Annotated in this window: 18 protein-coding genes; 11 read left to right on the top strand and 7 right to left on the bottom strand. The window is 65.3% G+C overall.

Annotated elements, in window-relative coordinates; all coding sequences use genetic code 11:
* Nucleotides 1-13 precede the first annotated feature (13 nt).
* The 7 genes from AC1DWU_RS06785 to AC1DWU_RS06755 all read left to right on the top strand — a co-directional run bounded on the left by AC1DWU_RS06785 (nt 14) and on the right by AC1DWU_RS06755 (nt 9,953).
* Entirely contained in the window at nt 14-2,383 is a 2,370-nt protein-coding gene (locus AC1DWU_RS06785) for a transketolase (protein WP_477149223.1), read from the top strand.
* A gap of 274 nt (nt 2,384-2,657) precedes the next feature.
* Nucleotides 2,658-4,268, top strand: coding sequence for a peptide ABC transporter substrate-binding protein (locus tag AC1DWU_RS06780; protein ID WP_477149222.1), 1,611 nt, complete (start codon nt 2,658-2,660; stop codon nt 4,266-4,268).
* Between the two features lie 64 nt (nt 4,269-4,332).
* Nucleotides 4,333-6,099 carry an ABC transporter ATP-binding protein gene (locus AC1DWU_RS06775; RefSeq protein ID WP_477149221.1) on the top strand — a complete coding sequence of 589 codons (1,767 nt, stop codon included), beginning with the start codon at nt 4,333-4,335 and terminating at the stop codon, nt 6,097-6,099.
* An 11-nt stretch (nt 6,100-6,110) separates the two neighbouring features.
* The gene (locus AC1DWU_RS06770) at nt 6,111-7,043 is read left to right on the top strand and encodes an ABC transporter permease (RefSeq protein WP_477149220.1); all 933 of its coding nucleotides are present in this window, start codon (nt 6,111-6,113) and stop codon (nt 7,041-7,043) included.
* Nucleotides 7,040-7,942 (top strand): ABC transporter permease, encoded by a 903-nt coding sequence (locus tag AC1DWU_RS06765; protein WP_477149219.1) that lies wholly within the window; start codon nt 7,040-7,042, stop codon nt 7,940-7,942. Before AC1DWU_RS06770 ends, AC1DWU_RS06765 begins: the two co-directional genes overlap by 4 nt.
* 1 nt (nt 7,943) lies before the next feature.
* Nucleotides 7,944-9,149: an aminotransferase class V-fold PLP-dependent enzyme gene (locus AC1DWU_RS06760; RefSeq protein ID WP_477149218.1), complete on the top strand. Its 1,206-nt coding sequence runs from the start codon at nt 7,944-7,946 to the stop codon at nt 9,147-9,149.
* Nucleotides 9,150-9,209: 60 nt separating this feature from the next.
* Complete coding sequence (locus AC1DWU_RS06755) at nt 9,210-9,953, top strand: FadR/GntR family transcriptional regulator (protein ID WP_477149217.1); 744 nt, start codon at nt 9,210-9,212, stop codon at nt 9,951-9,953.
* A 3-nt stretch (nt 9,954-9,956) separates the two neighbouring features.
* Here AC1DWU_RS06755 and AC1DWU_RS06750 read toward each other — a convergent pair whose 3' ends face one another.
* Together AC1DWU_RS06750 and AC1DWU_RS06745 are read right to left on the bottom strand one after the other, a co-directional pair.
* Nucleotides 9,957-10,466: an HPP family protein gene (locus AC1DWU_RS06750; RefSeq protein ID WP_477149216.1), complete on the bottom strand. Its 510-nt coding sequence runs from the start codon at nt 10,464-10,466 to the stop codon at nt 9,957-9,959.
* Between the two features lie 128 nt (nt 10,467-10,594).
* Nucleotides 10,595-11,053 (bottom strand): YaiI/YqxD family protein, encoded by a 459-nt coding sequence (locus AC1DWU_RS06745; RefSeq protein WP_477149215.1) that lies wholly within the window; start codon nt 11,051-11,053, stop codon nt 10,595-10,597.
* Nucleotides 11,054-11,134: 81 nt separating this feature from the next.
* Between AC1DWU_RS06745 and AC1DWU_RS06740 the strand changes: the two genes are divergently transcribed.
* Nucleotides 11,135-11,569: a hypothetical protein gene (locus AC1DWU_RS06740; protein ID WP_477149214.1), complete on the top strand. Its 435-nt coding sequence runs from the start codon at nt 11,135-11,137 to the stop codon at nt 11,567-11,569.
* A gap of 1 nt (nt 11,570) precedes the next feature.
* Here the strand turns inward: AC1DWU_RS06740 and AC1DWU_RS06735 are convergent, their stop codons facing one another.
* Nucleotides 11,571-11,945 (bottom strand): VOC family protein, encoded by a 375-nt coding sequence (locus AC1DWU_RS06735; protein ID WP_477149213.1) that lies wholly within the window; start codon nt 11,943-11,945, stop codon nt 11,571-11,573.
* A gap of 163 nt (nt 11,946-12,108) precedes the next feature.
* Between AC1DWU_RS06735 and AC1DWU_RS06730 the strand changes: the two genes are divergently transcribed.
* Together AC1DWU_RS06730 and AC1DWU_RS06725 are read left to right on the top strand one after the other, a co-directional pair.
* On the top strand, nt 12,109-13,086 hold the full coding sequence (locus AC1DWU_RS06730) for a calcium-binding protein (protein WP_477149212.1): 978 nt from the start codon (nt 12,109-12,111) through the stop codon (nt 13,084-13,086).
* On the top strand, nt 13,083-13,535 hold the full coding sequence (locus tag AC1DWU_RS06725; protein ID WP_477149211.1) for an L-2-amino-thiazoline-4-carboxylic acid hydrolase: 453 nt from the start codon (nt 13,083-13,085) through the stop codon (nt 13,533-13,535). The genes AC1DWU_RS06730 and AC1DWU_RS06725 overlap by 4 nt, the downstream gene beginning before the upstream one ends.
* On the opposite strand, the gene AC1DWU_RS06720 is transcribed toward AC1DWU_RS06725, so the two are convergent.
* Both AC1DWU_RS06720 and AC1DWU_RS06715 read right to left on the bottom strand, forming a co-directional pair.
* A complete protein-coding gene (locus AC1DWU_RS06720) occupies nt 13,532-14,536 on the bottom strand; it encodes a P1 family peptidase (RefSeq protein ID WP_477149210.1) in 1,005 nt (334 codons plus the stop codon). The genes AC1DWU_RS06725 and AC1DWU_RS06720 overlap by 4 nt on opposite strands.
* Before the next feature lie 15 nt (nt 14,537-14,551).
* Complete coding sequence (locus AC1DWU_RS06715; RefSeq protein ID WP_477149209.1) at nt 14,552-15,847, bottom strand: tetratricopeptide repeat protein; 1,296 nt, start codon at nt 15,845-15,847, stop codon at nt 14,552-14,554.
* A gap of 120 nt (nt 15,848-15,967) precedes the next feature.
* On the opposite strand from AC1DWU_RS06715, the gene AC1DWU_RS06710 reads away from it, so the two are divergent.
* Nucleotides 15,968-16,744, top strand: a complete 777-nt coding sequence (locus AC1DWU_RS06710; RefSeq protein ID WP_477149208.1) for an alpha/beta fold hydrolase — start codon at nt 15,968-15,970, stop codon at nt 16,742-16,744.
* Here the strand turns inward: AC1DWU_RS06710 and AC1DWU_RS06705 are convergent.
* Nucleotides 16,741-17,481: an SDR family oxidoreductase gene (locus AC1DWU_RS06705; protein WP_477149207.1), complete on the bottom strand. Its 741-nt coding sequence runs from the start codon at nt 17,479-17,481 to the stop codon at nt 16,741-16,743. The genes AC1DWU_RS06710 and AC1DWU_RS06705 overlap by 4 nt on opposite strands.
* A gap of 4 nt (nt 17,482-17,485) precedes the next feature.
* The gene (locus tag AC1DWU_RS06700; RefSeq protein ID WP_477149206.1) at nt 17,486-18,940 is read right to left on the bottom strand and encodes an aldehyde dehydrogenase family protein; all 1,455 of its coding nucleotides are present in this window, start codon (nt 18,938-18,940) and stop codon (nt 17,486-17,488) included.
* Nucleotides 18,941-18,965 lie beyond the last annotated feature (25 nt).

Genomic DNA, 18,965 nt, shown 5'->3' with positions numbered 1-18,965 from the left:
TTTGGGAGGGGATATGTCGTCGACGGAGCGGATCGCCCTGATTGAGGCGCTGGCTGGCAAGGCTCTGTGGTTGTCCAACTGGATGATCCACCACGCCAACCATCTGCGGGCCAATCCGGACGGGGTGAAGGTTGGCGGCCACCAGGCCTCCTCCGCGTCGATGACGGCGATCCTCTCCGCTCTCTACTTCGGCATCCTCAAGCCTGAGGACCGCGTGGCGGTGAAGCCGCATGCGGCGCCGGTGTTCCACGCGATCCAGTACCTGTTCGGCAAGCAGAGCCTCGATAAGCTCAAGGCCTTTCGCGGCTACGGCGGGGCGCAGTCGTATCCATCGCGCACCAAGGACACCGACGACGTCGATATCTCCACCGGTTCGGTTGGCCTCGGCGTCGCCTTCACAGCCTTCGCCTCGATGATCCAGGACTATGTGCGCGCCAAGCCGTGGGCGAAGAAGCGCGCCGAGGGCCGGATGATCGCCCTGGTCGGCGACGCCGAGCTCGACGAGGGCAATGTCTACGAGTGCCTGCTCGAGGGCTGGAAGCACAGCCTTCGCAACACCTGGTGGATCATCGACTACAACCGCCAGAGCCTCGACGGCGTAGTGCGCGAGGGTCTTTACGACCGGATCGAGGCGATCTTCCGCGCCTTCGAGTGGAACGTCGTGACGCTGAAATACGGCGCCAAGCAGCGCCGCGCCTTTGCCGAGCCGGGCGGCGAGCGGCTGCGCGAATGGATCGACGCCTGCCCCAACGCGCTTTACTCCGCGCTGATGTTCCGTGGCGGCGCGGCCTGGCGCGAACGGCTGACCGACGAGATCGGCGACCAGGGCGCGGTCACCGCCCTGCTCGAGCGCCGGACCGATGCCGAGCTGGCCGACTTGATGGCCAATCTCGGTGGCCACTGCATCGAGAGCCTGCTCGAGCAGTTCGAGACCCAGACCACCGACAAGCCGACGGTGTTCATCGCCTATACAGTCAAGGGCTGGGGCACCCCGCTCGCCGGTCATAAGGATAACCACGCCGGGCAGATGACCGGGGCGCAGATCGAGAGCCTCAAGGCCTCGATGGGGGTTCGTGAGGGGCACGAGTGGGAGCGCTTCGAGGGGCTCAAGCAGTCCGAACGCGAGCTGCAGGCCTTCCTCGACGCCGTCCCATTCAACACCACACAGTCTCGACGGCTTTCCTCCCCCGCCGTCGCGGCGCTGGGGCCGCAATTCGTCGGCCCCGGCGCCACTTCCACGCAGACGGCGTTCGGCAAGATCCTCGACGCCATCGCCAAGACCGACAGCGAACTGGCGCGCCGCATCGTCACCACCTCGCCCGACGTTACGGTCTCAACCAACCTCGGCACCTGGGTCAACCGCCGGCACCTGTTCGCCAACCGCGAAATGGCCGACATCTTCCAGAAGGAGCGGATCCCGAGCGCGCAAAAGTGGCAATTCACGCCCGATGGCCAGCATATCGAGCTGGGCATCGCCGAAATGAACCTGTTCCTGCTGCTCGGTGCCGCCGGCCTCAGCCATTCGCTGTTCGGCGAGCGGCTTCTGCCGGTGGGCACGCTCTACGACCCGTTCATTGCCCGCGGCCTCGATGCGCTGAACTATGCCTGCTACCAGGACGCCAGGTTCCTGCTGGTCGCGACCCCCTCCGGGGTGTCGCTGGCCGGCGAAGGTGGCGCGCACCAATCCGTCGGCACGCCGCTAATCGGCATGGCACAGGATGGGCTGGCCTCGTTCGAACCGGCCTTTGCCGATGAGCTATCTGTCATCATCGACTGGGGCTTCGATTACATGCAGCGCGACGGCAGCGACCGGGCGGATCTCGCCGACTGGCCGCGCGACGTCTCCGGCGGATCGGTCTACCTGCGGCTCTCCACCCGCTCGATCGAGCAGCCGCCCCGCGAAGTCACGCCGCAGCTGGCCAGCGACATCATTCGCGGCGGCTACTGGCTGGTGCCGCCGACCCCGAGTTGCGAAGTGATCATCGCCTACCAGGGCGTCCTCGCCAGCGAGGCGATTGCCGCGGCCGGCACCGTCGGCGGCGACCGGCGCAACGTGGCGGTGTTGGCCGTTACCTCCGCCGATCGGCTCAATGCCGGCTGGCACGCGGCGCAGCGTGCCCGCCTCCACGGCGACCTCTCGGCCACCTGCCACATCGAGACGCTCCTGGCCGATGCGCCCGCCACGGCGGCACTCGTCACCGCCATCGACGGCCACCCGGCAACGCTCGGCTGGCTCGGAAGCGTCAGGGGGCATCGCGCCATCACTCTGGGCGTCGAGCACTTCGGCCAGACCGGCACGGTGACCGATCTCTACCGCCATTTCGGCATCGACGCGGCCGCCATTGCCAACGCGGCGCAGAGCCTCTTCGGAGGGCGGCGATGACCGGAGATCGCTCAAGTTTTCGGCAGTCGCGCACCGGGCGCGAGAGTTGTCCACGAATCCCTGACATTCGCCTTGCCAAGCCAATCCGGAGTTGTCAGACATATGTCATACGGCAGATTTCGAGGGGAAATCGATCTGCCCAAGACCGGTTGCCGGGTGAGGCGTCTATACCCGGCCGCCGCGCATGCCACCCCCGAGCGGAGCAGCCATCATGCACCGCTTCGTCCGGGGCACAGGGGACGTCAAATCGGCTCTGCAACAAGGAGGGAGCTATATGAACGCGTTGCTGAAATTTGTCGGCGCGCTGGCGCTCGCTGCGGGATTGACCGCGGCACCAGCGCTGGCCCAGACAAAGCTCACGGTGCCAGGCGGTTCTACAACCGGCACCTACATGGACTACATGAAGACGGTTTATGCACGCGCATCGGGCTCCGAGCTCCTGCAGGTGCCGCTCACCAGCTTCGACAACGAGTACCAGCTCACCCCGCTCGCGGCCGAAAGCTGGACCCAGTCGGACGATGGCCTCACCTGGACCTTCAAGCTGCGTGACGGGCTCGTCTGGAGCGATGGGCAGCCGCTGACGGCCGGCGACTACGTCTTCGCCCTGCAGCACGCTGCCACCAGCGGCTATGATTTCGCCTGGTACTGGGACTTCGCCGGCGGCATCAAGAACTGGAAGGAAGTCACCGAAGGCAAGGCCGGTCCCGAGACCCTCGGCCTCAAGGCCGTCGACGACAAGACCCTCGAGATCACCTCGACCGCATCCAAACCCTACATGCCGAGTGTGGTCAGCCTCTGGTATCCGGTGCCCAAGCATCAGTTCGACAAGTTCGGCGATGACTGGTCCACCGCCGTCGAGAACGTCGTTTCCTCCGGCCCGTTCAAGCTGCAAGCCTGGGAGAAGTCGAACAACTCGGTGACGCTCGTGAAGAACGAGACCTACACCGGCCCATGGCCGGCCGAGGTCGATGAACTCACGATCGACCCCTCGCTCGGCGCCCCCGAAGTCGGCATGCCGGCCTTCCTCGCCGGCGATGTAGGCTACACATGGCTCAACGCCGGTCAGATCCCGGTGGTGAAGCAGCGCTTCCCCGACGCGATCCGTACCAACACCGTGTTCGCGACCTCGTACCTTGCGTTCGACCTCGAGAAGGCGCCGTTCGACAATGTCGACGTCCGCCGCGCCCTCTACTACGCCGTCAACCGTGACGAGCTGACCCAGACGGTACTCAAGGACATCGCTATCCCGGCGCATTCGATCCTCGCGCCCGGCTATCCTGGGTACAGCGAGAAGATCGCGGCCGAGGCCGTGTTCGACCCGCAGAAGGCCAAGGACCTGCTTGCCAAGGCCGGTTATCCGAACGGCGAAGGCTTCCCGACCATCGAGGTCTGGTTCCGCGAGGAAGGCGGCTATAACGGCGCCATCCTGCCCCCGATGGCCCAGTACCTGCAGGCCCAGTTCAAGGACATCCTCGGGATCACCATGAATATCAAGGTGATGCCGGGCAAGGACTGGATGGAAGGCATGCTGGCGCGCAAGAACAACATCTACCTGGCGCCCTACGAGTACGACTATCTCGATCCGTCGAACTTCTACGGCCTGTTCTACAATGGCGGCCGCCACAGCTACCACGTGCCTGAATACGACAAGCTCGTCGCTGAAGCCGACAAGGCTCCCAAGTGGGAAGACCGCGTGGCGCTCTACGAGCAGGCCGAGCAGGTGATGATCGACCAGGGCCTGATCGTGCCGCTGGTGCATCCGATCATCATGGCCGCGGTCAGTGAGGACATCTCGGGTGCGGGCGTCTCGCCCAACTCGAAGGGCTTCACCCCGCTCGATCGTATCGGCAACTTCCTCTACTCGCACATCTCGGTAAAGCAGTAGTCGAACCAACCTCGTGTCCCCCGGCCGACGCCGGGGGACACCCTCCCAAGGGCCAGGGCAGCGCATGACACTCGTCGATATCAAGGGCCTCAAGGTCAGTTTCGCCCAGCATGGCGGCACAATCGAAGCCGTCCGCGGCGTCAGCCTGCACGTGAACGAGGGCGAGAGCCTCGGCATCGTCGGCGAATCCGGCTCGGGAAAGTCCGTGACCTGCATGGCGCTGATGCGCTTGCTGCCTCCGACGGCCAAGGTCACCGCCGACAGCATGATCCTCGACGACGTCAACGTCGTCGACGCCGACAAGCGCACAATGGCAAGCGTCCGTGGGCGGTCCGCCGCGATGATCTTCCAGGACCCGATGACGGCGTTCGATCCGGTGTTCACCATCGGGCACCAGATCGTCGAGACCATCCGCACGCACCGCAGAACCAGCAAGCGCGAGGCGCTCGCCGAGGCTGAGCAGCTCCTGCGCCGCGTTGAGATCCTCAACGCCAAGGAGGTTCTCGCCTACTACCCCCACCAGCTTTCCGGCGGCATGCTGCAGCGCGCGATGATCGCGATGGCGCTGTCCTGCCGGCCCAAGGTGCTGATTGCCGATGAGCCGACTACGGCGCTCGACGTCACCATCCAGGCGCAGATCCTCCAGCTCATCAAGCAGTTGCAAGCCGAGTTCGGCATGGCGCTGATCATGATCACCCATGACCTCGGCGTCATCGCCGAGACGGTCGATCGGGTCGTCGTCATGTATGGCGGCCGGGTGATGGAAGAAGGCCCGGTGCAGCAGATCTTCGATGCACCCACCCATAGCTACACTCAGCAACTGCTCGCCAGCCTGACCGCGGGGTCGACCAAGCAAGCCGCCCGCGACGAGCCGCCAGTCGCGCCCGCACTGGAGTTGCGCGACCTCAGCAAGGTCTACAAGCTCCGCCGCCAGGGCCGGATCTTTGCGACCTACTCCGATCACCACGCGGTACGCGAAGTCAGTCTGACGCTGCCGCGCAACAAGATCGTCGGCCTCGTCGGCGAGTCCGGCTCGGGCAAGAGCACCACCGGCATGATGGCGATGCGCCTGATCGAGCCGACCAACGGCCGCATCTTCGTGGATGGCTCGGATATCAGCACGCTCGACACGGCTGCTCTCAAATCCTTCCGCCGCCGCATGCAGGTGGTCTTCCAGGACAGCTACTCAGCGCTCGATCCGATGATGACCCTCACCGAGATCATCACCGAACCGCTGCACATCCATGGCCTGATGAACCAGCGGCAACGTGACGACCTGGCGCTGGAGTGGCTGGAGAAGGTCGGTCTCGATAAGAGCTTCGGGCTTCGCTACCCGCACGAGTTGTCGGGCGGGCAGCGCCAGCGCGTCGCCATTGCCCGCGCTCTTGTTCTCGGCCCGTCTGTGCTCGTCGCGGATGAGCCCACCTCCGCGCTCGATGTCTCGGTGAAGGCCCAGATCATCGGCCTGCTCAAGAACCTGCAGCGCGAGATGGGCCTGTCGATGCTGTTCATCAGTCACGACCTCAGCGTCGTGCGTTCGCTCACCGACACGGTCGTCGTCATGTATCGCGGCCGCGTCGTCGAACAGGCGCCTACCGGCGCGCTCTTCGCCGACCCGCGGCATCCATACACGCGCGCCCTGCTCGATGCGATTCCCGCCACCAATCCGCGCAACCGCCGGCAGCGCACGTTCCTCAAGGCCGCCGACATCGAGGCCGCCGTGCCACGGCTCGCTGCAGCCTCCCTCGCCGAAGCCGCCACCCCTGGCAGCACCCCGCAACTCGTGAGCATCGCTCCCGGCCACCTGGTCGAAGCGATCGTCACCAACTAGGGAGCGCGAGCATGGCCCTCTACATCCTCCGACGGCTCGTCTCGATTGCCTTCACCTTCTTCGTGGTGTCGGTCATCGTGTTCCTGATGATGCACGCCGTCCCCGGCGGCCCCTTTGACGGCAACGATATGCCGGTTTCCAAGGCCGTCCGCGACACGTTGATGGCCAAGCTCGGCCTCGATCAGCCGTTATGGGTGCAGTACGTCAACTACATGAAGGGGGTGCTGACCTTCGATTTCGGCTACCCGTACCAAGCCCCCGGCGAAACCGTGATCAGCCTCCTCGCCGACGCCTGGCCCCCTAGCCTTTTGCTCGGCGGTCTCGGGGTCCTCATCGGCGCACCCCTTGGCATCCTCCTCGGCATGGCCGCAGCCCTCAATCGCAACACCTGGATCGACTATTTCGCCTCGGCGCTGGCGACACTCGGCCTCACCATTCCGGTGTTCGTCATCTCGATGCTGCTGATCCTCGTCTTCGCAGTCTGGTTCAACTGGCTGCCCGCCAGCGGCTGGGGCAAACCCGAACGCTGGATCCTACCCATCATCGCCTATGCCGCGATCCCGGTGGCGACCTATGCCCGCTACACACGCTCCGCGATGCTCGACAACCTGAACCGGCCGTTCGTCACGGCGCTCCGCGCCAAGGGGCTCAGCGAGAACCGCGTGATCTTCCAGCATGTTCTGCGCAACTCGGCCATTCCGATGGTGGCGGTGTTCCTTCCCATGTTCATCGGCACCGCCACCGGCTCGATCTTCGTCGAGGCGATGTTCCGCGTTCCCGGCCTCGGCTCCTACTTCGTGTCTTCCATTGAGAACCGCGACTATCCCCTTGAAATGGCATTAGTGCTCATGGTGACGGTCGCCTTCTGCTTCGCCTACCTCATCAGTGACATTGCCTATGCCTGGCTTAACCCACGCATCCGTTTCGGGAACCAGCCGCGATGAGCACCAACATCGACGTCGCCGCCGAACTGGCCGTACCGGCAACCGCCAAGCAGCGCAGCCCCGCCTATTTCGCCCTGCGCCGGTTCCTCGCCAACAAGGCGGCGGTTGCCGGCGGCATCGTACTCGTCATCTTGATCCTCGCCGCGATCCTTGCGCCGCTCTTCACCAAGACGGATCCGTCTGCTCAGGCCTTCCTCACCCAGTCCCTCGCCTTCCCGTCCGCCGAGTTCTGGTTCGGGGTCGACGACCTCGGCCGCGATTTCTTCACCCGGATCGTCTACGGCGCCCGCGTTTCGCTCACCATCGGGTTCGCGGCGGCCACGTTCAGCGTCGTCATCGGGATCCCGCTCGGTGCGCTCGCCGGCTATTTCGGCGGCAGGACCGACTGGGTGATCATGCGTATCATCGAACTCTTCTCGGTGGTTCCATCGCTGCTCGCCGCCATGCTGCTGGGGGCGCTCACCGGCGGGGGCTTTCTCACCATCATCACCATTGCGGCTCTGTTCGGCTGGGTGAACGTCTGCCTGCTGGTTCGGGCGCAGGTGAAATCCCTGCGCGAGAAGGAGTTCATCCGGGCAGCCCAGGCGCTCGGGGCGTCGCCTTGGTACGTCATCCGCCGACACCTGATCCCCAACGCGATCTCCCCGATCATCGTCGGCTTCGTGCTGGCCATTCCGCTCGCCATGATGCTCGAGGCCTCCCTGAGCTTCCTTGGCATCGGCGTGCCGCCGCCGACTCCCAGCTGGGGGCAGATGATCAACGTCGGCATGAATTTCATGTTCTTCTACTGGCACATGGCCGTCTTCCCGACGGCGGCCCTGGCCATCACCGTGCTCGCCACGACGCTATTCGGCGACGGCTTGCGCGATGCACTCGATCCCACACTGAAAGGGCGCTGACTTGTCCTCCAATCTCGCGCGGCACTTCCTCCTTCGGGACGATGTCGTCTTTCTCAATCACGGCTCGTTCGGCGCCTGCCCGCGTCCGGTGTTCGAGACCTACCAAGGGTGGCAGCTCGAGCTCGAGCGTCAGCCAGTGGCCTTCCTCGGCCGCGAGTTGACGGAGCGGATGCGTGTCCCCCGCGTCGCGCTATCGGCCTTTCTCGGTACGACCTCGGAGAACATCGTCGGCCTCGTCAATGCCACCGAGGGTCTCAATATCGTCGCCCAGTCGCTCGACCTCAAGGAAGGCGACGAGATCCTGACGACCGACCACGAATACTCTGCGCTGGAAAAGACCTGGGCCTATGTGGCTCGACGGACCGGAGCGAAGATCGTCACGGTCAAGGTGCCGATGCCCTTCGTCTCCGAGGCGGCGTTCACCGACACGCTGCTGGCGGCGATGACCGATCGAACCAAGGTGCTGTTCCTCAGCCACATCACTTCGCCAACCGCACTGGTGTTCCCGATCGAACGGCCGATCGCCGAGGCCCGCAAGCGCGGCATCTGGACCGTGATCGACGGCGCTCACACCCCCGGCCACATCCCGCTGAACCTCGACGCGATGGGCGTCGATTTCTACTCGGGCAACTGCCACAAATGGCTGATGACGCCGAAGGGCTCGGCCTTCCTCTACGTCCGGCCGGAACTGCAGGGCATGATCAACCCGCTGGTGATCAGCCACGGCTGGACCGCGGACTCAAAGCAACCCGACGCCAAGGGCGCCTTTGGCAACTCGCCGTTCATCGACGAGCTTGAAATGCAGGGCACCCGCGACCCGGCAGCCTGGCTGACTGTGCCGGCCGCTATCGAGTTCCGTAAGGACCACGACTGGACCAGCGTCGCCGCCGATTGCCGGGTGCTGGCGCAGGACACCGCCCGCCGGCTACAGGCGCTGACCGGCCTTGCGCCGCTCAGCACGCCGGAATTCTGCGCGCCGCAGATGGTGGCAATGCCGATCCCGGACACCGATACAGTGGAACTCGCCAAGCAGTTGATGGCGCGCTACTCGATAGAAATCCCGGTTTTCAAGTGGCAGGACCACTCGATCGTCCGGGTTTCGGTGCAAGGATACAACTCGAAAGCGCAGATGGACATTCTGATCGAGGCACTGACAGACCTGCTGGATTTGCAGGGGAAGCCGGAGCTGGCGCGTCAGCATGGCTGACAAATCCGCCGAACTGTGATGGTGGTGCCGGCGCGGCCATTTGGGCCGGGAGGAACAGGCGTGGCACAGGACGGAGCACTGAGCTACCTCGAACCGCTGGAGACGCGGACCCGCGGCGTTGCCGTGCTGGATGCGCTTGCCGACATGATCGAGCGTGCCGGGCTGAAGATCGGCGACCGCCTGCCGCCGGAAATTTCGCTCGCCACGACACTCGGGGTTGGACGCTCCACTATTCGCGAGGCCCTGAACCGCTGGGAGGGCCTCGGCATCATTCGCCGCCGACGTGGTGACGGCACTTATCTCGCCGCGAAGGTGCAGACCTCCCGCGGCCTGGTGCCGACGATGATCCGGCTCGAAGGCGAGGCTCTGATCCGCCTGATCGAGGTTCGCCGTGCTCTGGAAAACGACGTCGTCCGCAAGGCGACGATCAATGCGACCGACGCGCAGCGCGCCGAGATCTCACGGCTATGCGACGTGCTGCTCGTCGAAGTTGCCGCCCGCCGCAACTGGCACAAGGCCGACGCGGCGTTCCACGGCGCCATCTACGAAGCGTCGGGCAACCCGATGTTCGGCGAGATCCTGCACAAGCTCGACGATGCCCTCGAGCGCTCGAATGAATCGCCGTTTGGGCGTGACGACTTCGGCCTCGCCTCGTTCCCGCCGCACCGGGACCTCGCCGATGCAATCGTCGCCGGGGACCCCGATGCGGCGGCGGCTGCCATCCATGTGGTGCTCGATTTTGTCGCCGGCGAGATCCGCGACATCATCACCATCGGCCTGCCCATCGAGGCCGCCAAGAACTAGGTCTCAGGTAGGCCGGCTGGGCGGGCGCGGATAGGTGATCCGCGGCGGCAGGCGATGGTGCACTAGCGCCACGCCGATCAGGCATGCCGCACCCGCTGTCACCACCAGGAACAGCATCTCGATCGGCATGTGCGTCGAGAAGGCCACCAGCGGCACTGCGCCGGCCGGCGGATGCGTCACCCGCAACAGCAGCATCGCTGCGATCACCAGACCGACGGCAATCGTTGCCACCCACCACGCTGCCGGCGCCAAGGTCAGCATGGCGACGCTGATCGCTGCCGCCACCAGGTAGCCGCCGAAGATGTTGGCGGGCTGGGCCAATGGGCTCTCGGCCTGCCCGAACAGCAGCACCGCCGTCGCACCAAACGGCGCCAGCAGCATCGGCAGCCCGGTCCAGGCGGCCAGCCCGCCAACCAGCGTCATCGCCACCACGGCGCCGGTGCCCGACTTCAGATGCGACAACGTCTGGCCGCGCGGCTCGTGCCGGTGGATGAAATCGAGAAGGCGGCTCAAGGGAGATACTCAGGCAGGAAAACGGTGCACGTTTGAAGCGCAGTTTGCTGCCTATTTCAAGAGCATACAGCTTAAACTTCAGGCGGTCCGACGAATGTCTATCTTCAGTTGTGCTGATGACGCGACGCTCACCCCTGCCGCTTGGCGCGCTGCACAGCGGCGTCGAACTCATGGAGGAAGTTCGAGCGGTCCCTGGCGGTGAAGCCGGCATTGTAGCCCTTGCTCTCACCAGTCTCGCGGAGGTGCTGGTTCAGTTCGCGCATCGCCAGCGCCATGCCGATCGAGTGCTCGGTGAAGGGCTTGCCGGTCGGTCCGAGGACGATCGCGCCCTTCTTCAGCGCCCGGCTCGCCAGCGGAATGTCAGATGTCACCACGAGATCATCGGCTCCCGCATGCTCGACGATCCAGTCATCGGCCGCGTCAGCACCCTGCGGCACCATTACGTTGCGGATCATCGGATCACGCGACGGCCGCAGCCCGAAATTGGCGACGAACGTCGTCACCATGCCGTGCCGCTCAGCTACGCGCAGCACCTCGTCCTTTACAGGACAGGCGTCGGCATCCACAAAGATCTGCGGCAAGGCCAAACTTGATCACTCCGCTGCACAATCGCGCCGCAATGACGGCGCACCCATGCCACGACAATAGCAATGACACCGGATTCGCCGATGCGCCTTTTGCCGCTCTCCCTGCTCCTCGTCCTGCCGCTGCTCGCCGCCTGCGACAGCAATACGCCCAAGGCGCCCGGCGCCGACGCGCCGGCAGCGGTTACCCCCGCGAAGGCTCCGGCCACCGGCAAGACGCCGGCAACTGCCGCTGCCACCGCCAAGCTGCCGCCTGGCGCTCGTCCGCTGATCGGCAGTTGGGCCGCGGATGCCTCCGGTTGCGCCGATACCGCAGCGCTCACAGTGGTTTCCGCCACCAGCTACGCCGTGGGTGGCAAGAGCTGCGATATCGCGCTCGCCGACAACAAGGACGGCACGTTCAGCGCCACCTGCGGCAAGCAGGACCTGAAGCTGACGCCGATTTTCGGGCCAACCGGCGAAGGTATCCGGGTGGCGGCCGGCGACAAATCGAGCACGGTGTTCCGCTGTTCGAAATAGCCTACATGCCCTGAACGAAGCCGAGAATGTTGCCCTCGGAGTCCTTGGCCCAGGCGTTCTTCACCGGGCCGAAGGTTGCGATGCCATTCTCGGTTTTGAGGTCCGGCAGGTCGTAGTCGAGGAACGACACGCCCTTGCCGCGCATCGCCTGCATGTCGCCGGTGAGGTCGGTGGTGTCGAACGAGAGCAGCGTGTGCTCTGCCGTGCCGGCGTAGTCCGACTTGTAGAGGTAGGCGTTGACGCCGTGCAGCGCGAAGTTGGCGCCATACTCGTCCTGCTTGTCAGGTTTCAGCCCGAGCTTGTCGGCATACCAGGCGACGGCACGCTGCACGTCCTTGGCTGGCAGCATGGCGGTAGCGTTGCGGTTGGCAAACATCAGGTATTCCTCCGTTTTGGAAATCGTGGCTCAACGCGGTAGCGGCGCCAGAGTTTCCCTCCGCCCGCGGCCGCCCAGTTTGCCTCGAACTTTATCGGCCCACTGGACGCCACCGCTCGATTGCTCTCAGATGCCCTTGGGATCAGGTAGGTGGGAGCTTATCGTGACAACAGCAAGCGGCATCCTCTTCGACTACACGCAGACCTACCGTCAGGTGGTAGCCGTCCCGACAACAGTTGCCGCAAGCGACGCGATCTTCTTTTTCGAGCCGCACGGCCATTTCCCGATCACCGATCTCGGCGAGTTCACGCTGGACGCTTCGCTGCAGGTGAGCATTGAGGGCTACGACCTCGGCACGCTCTACAACTTCAACCCGGCCGATGACCTGTTCGACGATCCCAATGCCGATAGCGACGTCCCGGGTCGGCACGTCGCGGTCATTCCACAGGATGTCTGGGCCGCCATCATCGCCGATGGAGTGGTCGAGATCGACTACCGGCTCGGCCTCGATTCCGACCGCTCCAGCCCCGCCGACTACATGCTGGCCGAGTTCGTATGGAACCCGGGCAGCATCAGCCATCGCGGCACGGCGGCAAACGACATCGTCAACGGCAGCAACGCGCCGGGCAAGCTTTGGGGCGATGCCGGGAACGACTACGTCGTCGGCGGTTACTGGGACGACAAGGCCTGGGGCGGCGACGGCGACGACAAGATCTACGGCGGGTCGGGAGACGACAAACTCTGGGGCGGCGCCGGCGACGACAGCGTACTCTACGGCGAAGCAGGCGACGACCGCATCTGGGGCGAAGCTGGCAATGACGTGCTCTACGGCGGCAATGGGCACGACAAGCTCTGGGGCGGCAACGGCAACGACACGCTCGATGGCGGTGTCCACGACGATCAGCTGTGGGGCGGCGCTGGTGCGGATAGTTTTGTGTTCGCGGCCTCCGCGGGCCACGACAAGATCTACGATTTCGAGCAGGGCGTCGATCGCATCGACCTCACCCAGCTCGCCGACGTCGATTTCTCCGACCTTGCCATCCGCGAAGCCAATGGCTCCACCGTCATCAGTGTCGACGACATCAGCATCACACTCAGTGGCTTCACCGGCGTCACCGTGGACGATTTCCGCTTCGCATGACCCCATTCGAGCGCATCACCACGGAGGTTCGGGCCCAGATTCCGCTGGTCCGCGCCATGGAGGCCGCGCTCGGCAAGGAACGGGCGCACGCGCTGGTCCGCGAGGCCCTCGACAAGGCCAACCGCGCCATCGTCGCGCAGCGCGGCTCCCTGCTCGATATCCCGACGCTGTCCGCCGAGTTCGCCGGCTTCGGCGAGGGCGTGCGCTACGAGTTCGAAACCCTGGAGCAGACCGACACCCTGCTGCGCAACCAGGTCAACCACTGCGACTATGCCGAGTTCATGGAGCAGATCGGCGCCCGCGACCTCGGCGAGCTCTTGATCTGCAACGGCGATTTCGCCATGGCCGACGAGCTGGGGCTGAAGCTCGAGCGAACGAAGACCTGCATGAACGGCGATGGCATGTGCAACTTCTGCTACCACGTCAAAACGCAGCAACCCGCAGCCTAGCTACCCCACTTCTCGCGCCACGTCGGCACTGGATCACCAGGCGCTGGCGCGGCGAGGTAGATCGCCCGGGCCATCGCGCGACTGAGGCAAACGGCTGCCGCATGGCCCAGTTGCAACACGTTCAGCACCGGCGTGGTCACCGGACGCGCACCGGTCGAAACCGAGAAGATCAGGTCGCCATCCACCTGCGTGTGCGCCGGGCTCGCCCCACGGGCAATGCCGTCCTGTGCCGCCACCGCGAGGCGCTTCAGCTGCGCCTTGGTAAGATCAGCATCGGTGGCGACGATGGCGATGGTGGTGTTGGAGATCGGCGTCACCCAGTCACGCTTGGAGCGCGCCGTCTGCTCGAACGGCATCGGCGCCGTCAGCGGCCCGAGGCCACCGAACTCGCCGTCCGCCTCGAACGGCGCGGCCCAGAAATGCCTGCTGTCGCCCATTGTGACGCTGCCGGTGGGGTTCGCCACCACCAATGCACCGACGGTGAAGCCACCCGGGATCACCAGCGAGGCCGAGCCGAGCCCACCTTTGAGGTTAGCCGTCAGGGCCCCAACACCCGCGCCGGCAGTGCCAAGCGCGAAGTCCTCTCCGGCGTTGCGCAGCGCCGCCAGACCCAGGGCCCGGTACGGGTTCTCGTCCCAGTCCTTGTCGCCATTGTTGAGCAGGTCGAAGATGATGGCGCCCGGCACGATCGGGATCGTCGCCCGCTCCACCTTGAAGCCGCGGCCCATTTTCCTGAGCCCGTCACTTACCCCCGAAGCCGCATCGAGCCCGAAGGCCGAGCCACCCGACAACACCAGCGCATCGATCTCCTCGACCAGCTTGTCCGGCGCTAGGAGCTCCGTCTCACGCGACCCGGGCGAGCCGCCCATTACATCGACCGAAGCGCGGAACGGCTTGTCCGCCACAAGCACCGTGGTGCCGGTCTTGATCTTGTGGTCTTCGGAGTTCCCGACGCGCAGGCCCGCGACGTCGGTGATCAGGTTGCGCGGTCCGGGTTTCATCCGGGCTCCTTTGTCTCAGGCGGCCGCTCCCAGCCGCTCGTTCACCAGCGCCAGCGCCTGGTTGACCGGCACTCCGTCCGGGTCCCAGGTGCGGCGCATCTCCAGCATCTGCTGGGCAATCGCCCAATTGCCGAGTTTCAGATGCGCATCGAGCAGCAGTTGTCCGAAAAGGTCGCGCTGGGCGTGGCTGCCGCCGATCTCAGTCATCCGCGGATTCGCCACCGAAAGCCACTTGGCGGCTGCGGCATGGTCGCCGCGGGCGTGGGCGAGGACGCCGCGCGCCGCTGGCAGCGCCACTTCCTGCCAGACCACGCGATCGAACGTAGCGGAGGTGGCCGCCTTCTCCTCCACCGCCCGCATCAACTCATCGGCCTCGGCACGCTCGGCCCGTGCCAGCCCGTAGAGGTATTGCAGCGTCAGGAACGGCTGGATGGTGTCCCGCCCCCTGCCCTTCATGTGATCAGCCACATCCTCCCAGCGGCCACCGACATCCATGCCAGCGACTTCCATCCGCGCCAGCAGCGACACCGCCCCAACCTGATCCTGCGAGTAATCCGGCTCGATGCCCCAGACGTGGTTGTCATAGGCGTCGAACACCGCGGCGTTGTCGCCTTGGCTGATGTGGAACAGCGCCTTGTGCCACCAATTGTGGGTGTACATGAACGAGTTGAGATCGACCCAGGTCTGCTGCGCCTCGGCAAGGAACTGCACGCCCTCCTCGACCCGCCCGGTGCCCAGCATCACATGCGCCAGGGCATGCTGCGCCCACGGCTCCTTGGTCTTCAGCTTCAGCGCCAGGCGCGCCTCGCGCTCGGCAGTCTCGAGGTCGTGCAACTGCTCGTAGCCGAAGGCCAGCATACCGTGTATGTGCGGGTTCTCGGCATTCGCCGCCTCGGCCACCCGGGCGATGCGCAGCATGTTCGCCGCGTCGCCACGGTTGAAGCTGAAATACTGATGCAGCTTCACCGAGGCGAGGTCGCGCGGATAGCGCGCTACGATCTCGTCGCCGATCGCCTGCACGCCGGGGATGTCGTCGCTGATCCAGCGCTTAAGCTGTGTGACCAGCATCCGCTCGCGCTCGTTTGCCCCTTCTGCCGACGCCTGCGCCCGCGCAAGATACTTCGACGCCACTCTCTTGGCGCCCTCGGCCTCGAGGAACATCCAGGTGAACCCGGCATAAGTGTTGGCCAGCACGGCATCTGGCTCACCATCTGCGGCGGCGATGATGTTGCCGGCCTTCTTCTCGTAACTGAGGAAGCCGGTGACAAAGTCGTCGATCCCCTGGAGCGTCGCGCTACTCGCGCGGCTCACTTCATTTCCGAGGGCATCCTGTGCCATGTTCGTACTAACCATTTGTCCAACCGGTCAAATATAGACCTCGCGCCGAGCCTGTCCACGCCGGTCGCTAGCAAAAACAGTCGAGATTGCCACGTGCCGCAATTCCAGAACGGCCCCGCCTCCGTGCACTACGAAATCCTCAGCGAGGGCAAGCCGCTGCTGCTGATCGCCGGCACCGCCAGCGACGGCGCCAGTTGGGGTCCGCTGCTGCCGCTGTTGCCCGGCCGACAGCTGATCCTCATCGACAATCGCGGCTCCGGCCAGACTCGCGTCGAAGGACCGATCGAAATCGCGGAGATGGTTGCCGATTGCGCGGCGCTGCTCGATCACCTCGGTCTTGATCGGGTCGACGTGGTCGGTCACTCGCTCGGCGGCTTCCTCGGCCTCGCCCTCGCGGCGCTTCATCCAACACGGGTGAGCCGCCTCGTAACGCTGGGCGCCGGCACCATCAGCCCCAAGGCCCGCGTGCTGTTCCACGATCTGTCTCGGCTCTACTTCACCGAGCCGCCAGCCGACTGGTTCCGTCTGCTCTACCAATGGCTGTTCTCGACGCCGTTCTTCGCCGACGAGGCGAATGTCGCAGCGGCAGCGGCGGCCTCCACTGCTTACGCCCACCGGCAGTCGCCCGGCGACTTCGCGCGGCAGGTGGTGGCGCTCGATCGTGGCATGATCGTCGACCTCTCGACCATCGCCTGCGATGTGCTGGCTCTCTCCGGCGATCTGGACCTGCTGGCCCCGTTCGGCGCCGTCGAGGAACTGCACGGCAAGGTGCCACGCTTCACCCACGAGCCCATCGCCAACGCCGCCCATTCGCTGCACTGGGAGGCGCCGGCATCCGTTGCCCGCGAGATCAACGCGTTCCTGCGCTAGATCACGCGCCCGCCATCCACCTCGAGCGCCACGCCGGTGATCATCGAGGCCTCGTCCGAGCAGAGGAAGCAGGCGGCATTGCCCATGTCCTCGGGCGTCGAGAACCGCCCCAACGGAATGGTGGCGAGGAACTTGGCCCGGATTTCCGGCGTGTCCTCTCCCATAAAGGTCTTCAGCAGCGGCGTCTCGCCGGCCACCGGGTTGATAGCGTTCACCCGCACGCCGAACGGCGCCAACTCCACCGCCATCGACTTGGTCGCGGTCACCATCCAGCCCTTCGATGCATTGTACCAGCTGAGCCGGGGCCGCGGGCTCACTGCGGCGGTGGACGCGACATTAAGGATGGCCCCGGTCTTCCGCGCCTTGAAGTGCGGCACGAGGTGGCGCGCCGTCAGGTAGACCGACTTCATGTTCACGTTGAACACCCGGTCGAAATCGGCCTCGGAAATCTCGTCCAGCGCTGCCGGCAGGTGCGATACGCCGGCATTGTTGACGAGGATATCGACCTTGCCGAAGGCCATCAGCGCCGCAGCTGCAAGCTGATTGACGCTCGCATCCTTGCTGACGTCGACATGGCCCGCCTTCTGGCCGAGCTCTCGCGCCAGTGCCTCCGCGCCCTCGAGATTGATGTCGGCGATCAGCACCCGCGCACCCTCGGCGGCGAACTTCCGCACGATGCCGGCGCCGAACCCCGATGCGCCGCCCGTAACGATGGCGACCTTGCCCTCTAGTCTCATAAAATCACCCGTGCCATGCGGCTACCGTCTTCAACACCGAGAAGCCGTACAGCGCCTCGAAACCCTTTTCCCGGCCATGACCGGATTTGCCGACGCCGCCGAACGGCAGCTCGACGCCACCGCCCGCGCCGTAGTTGTTCAGGAACACCTGCCCGGTCTTGATGGCCTTGGCCATCCGCATCTGCCGCCCGCCGTCGGCAGTCCAGATACCTGCCACCAGCCCGAAATCCGTGCCATTGGCGATCGCTACCGCCTCGGCTTCGTCCTCGAACGGGATCACCACCTGCACCGGCCCGAAAATCTCGTCCTGCGCCAGCCGGTTGTCCGACGACACGCGCGATAGGAGCGTGGGCGCCAGATAGTGCCCCCCGCTCGGCGCATCGCCGACGATGCTGCCCTGCCCGGCTATTTCGGCCCCGCCCAGATCGCCCAGGAACCCGCCGACGATCTCCTTCTGCCGTTCCGAAACCAGCGGCCCGAGATCGAGATCGGCCACCGCCGGCCCAACCTTCAGAGCGCGATAACGCTCCGCCATCCGGCCCAGCACCTCGTCGTGTATCGACCGCTGCACCAATATCCGCGAACTCGCCGAGCAGGTCTGCCCAGCATTCTGGATACCCGCATTGATCAGGAACGGCAGCGCCCGATCGAGGTCCGCATCAGCGAATACCAACTGCGGCGATTTCCCGCCCAGCTCCAGCGTCACCGGCACCACGTTCTCGGCCGCCGCATGCTGGATCAGCTTCCCCACCCCAACCGAGCCGGTGAACGAAATGTGGTTCACCCCAGGATGCGCCGTCAGCGCCGCGCCAGCTTCCTCGCCCAGGCCCGGCACCACGTTCAGCGCCCCGGCCGGCAGCCCCGCCTCCTCGGCGATCTTGGCGAAGGCGATCGCCGTGAGACACGCCTCCTCCGCCGGCTTCAGCACCGCGGCATTGCCCATCGCCAGCGCGCCGGTCACCGAGCGGCCGATGATCTGCATCGGGTAGTTCCACGGGATGATATGCGCCGTGACGCCATGCGGCTCGCGCAACGTGTAGACCGTGTAGCCGTCGAGATAGGGAATCGTCTCGCCGTGGATCTTGTCGCAGGCGCCACCGTAGAACTCGAGGTAGCGTGCCAGTGCCACGGCATCGGCCCGCGCCTGCTTCAGCGGCTTGCCCACATCCAGCGCCTCGATGCGCGCCAGATCGTCGACCCGCTCCAGCACCTTCTGCCCGATGCGGGTGAGGATGCGCCCGCGTTCAGCTGCCGGTGTCCGTCCCCAGTCGCCCTTCAAGGCCCCCTGTGCCGCCGCCACTGCCGCGTCGACATCAGCCGCCTTGCCGCGCGCGATCCGCCCGATGATCTCGCCCGTCGACGGGTTCTCTATCGGCAGGTAGTCGCCGCCCTGTGGCGCGACCCAGCGGCCGCCGATGAAGCATTTGGTCGGATCGAAGAACAGGTTCAGCTCGGTCATATCAAACTCGACTATCTGCCCTGGC

The organism is Devosia sp. P2_G7 (genome assembly GCF_056403495.1).
Note: the sequence above shows the minus strand (reverse complement) of the source record. Positions and strands in the feature narration are given on the sequence as shown.

Coding starts and splice junctions, on each gene's coding strand:
- AC1DWU_RS06765 (WP_477149219.1), top strand. CDS start 7,040: ATGAGCACCAACATCGACGTCGCCGCCGAACTGGCCGTACCGGCAACC.
- AC1DWU_RS06775 (WP_477149221.1), top strand. CDS start 4,333: ATGACACTCGTCGATATCAAGGGCCTCAAGGTCAGTTTCGCCCAGCAT.
- AC1DWU_RS06700 (WP_477149206.1), bottom strand. CDS start 18,940: ATGACCGAGCTGAACCTGTTCTTCGATCCGACCAAATGCTTCATCGGC.
- AC1DWU_RS06785 (WP_477149223.1), top strand. CDS start 14: ATGTCGTCGACGGAGCGGATCGCCCTGATTGAGGCGCTGGCTGGCAAG.
- AC1DWU_RS06705 (WP_477149207.1), bottom strand. CDS start 17,481: ATGAGACTAGAGGGCAAGGTCGCCATCGTTACGGGCGGCGCATCGGGG.
- AC1DWU_RS06720 (WP_477149210.1), bottom strand. CDS start 14,536: ATGAAACCCGGACCGCGCAACCTGATCACCGACGTCGCGGGCCTGCGC.
- AC1DWU_RS06725 (WP_477149211.1), top strand. CDS start 13,083: ATGACCCCATTCGAGCGCATCACCACGGAGGTTCGGGCCCAGATTCCG.
- AC1DWU_RS06735 (WP_477149213.1), bottom strand. CDS start 11,945: ATGTTTGCCAACCGCAACGCTACCGCCATGCTGCCAGCCAAGGACGTG.
- AC1DWU_RS06780 (WP_477149222.1), top strand. CDS start 2,658: ATGAACGCGTTGCTGAAATTTGTCGGCGCGCTGGCGCTCGCTGCGGGA.
- AC1DWU_RS06770 (WP_477149220.1), top strand. CDS start 6,111: ATGGCCCTCTACATCCTCCGACGGCTCGTCTCGATTGCCTTCACCTTC.
- AC1DWU_RS06740 (WP_477149214.1), top strand. CDS start 11,135: ATGCGCCTTTTGCCGCTCTCCCTGCTCCTCGTCCTGCCGCTGCTCGCC.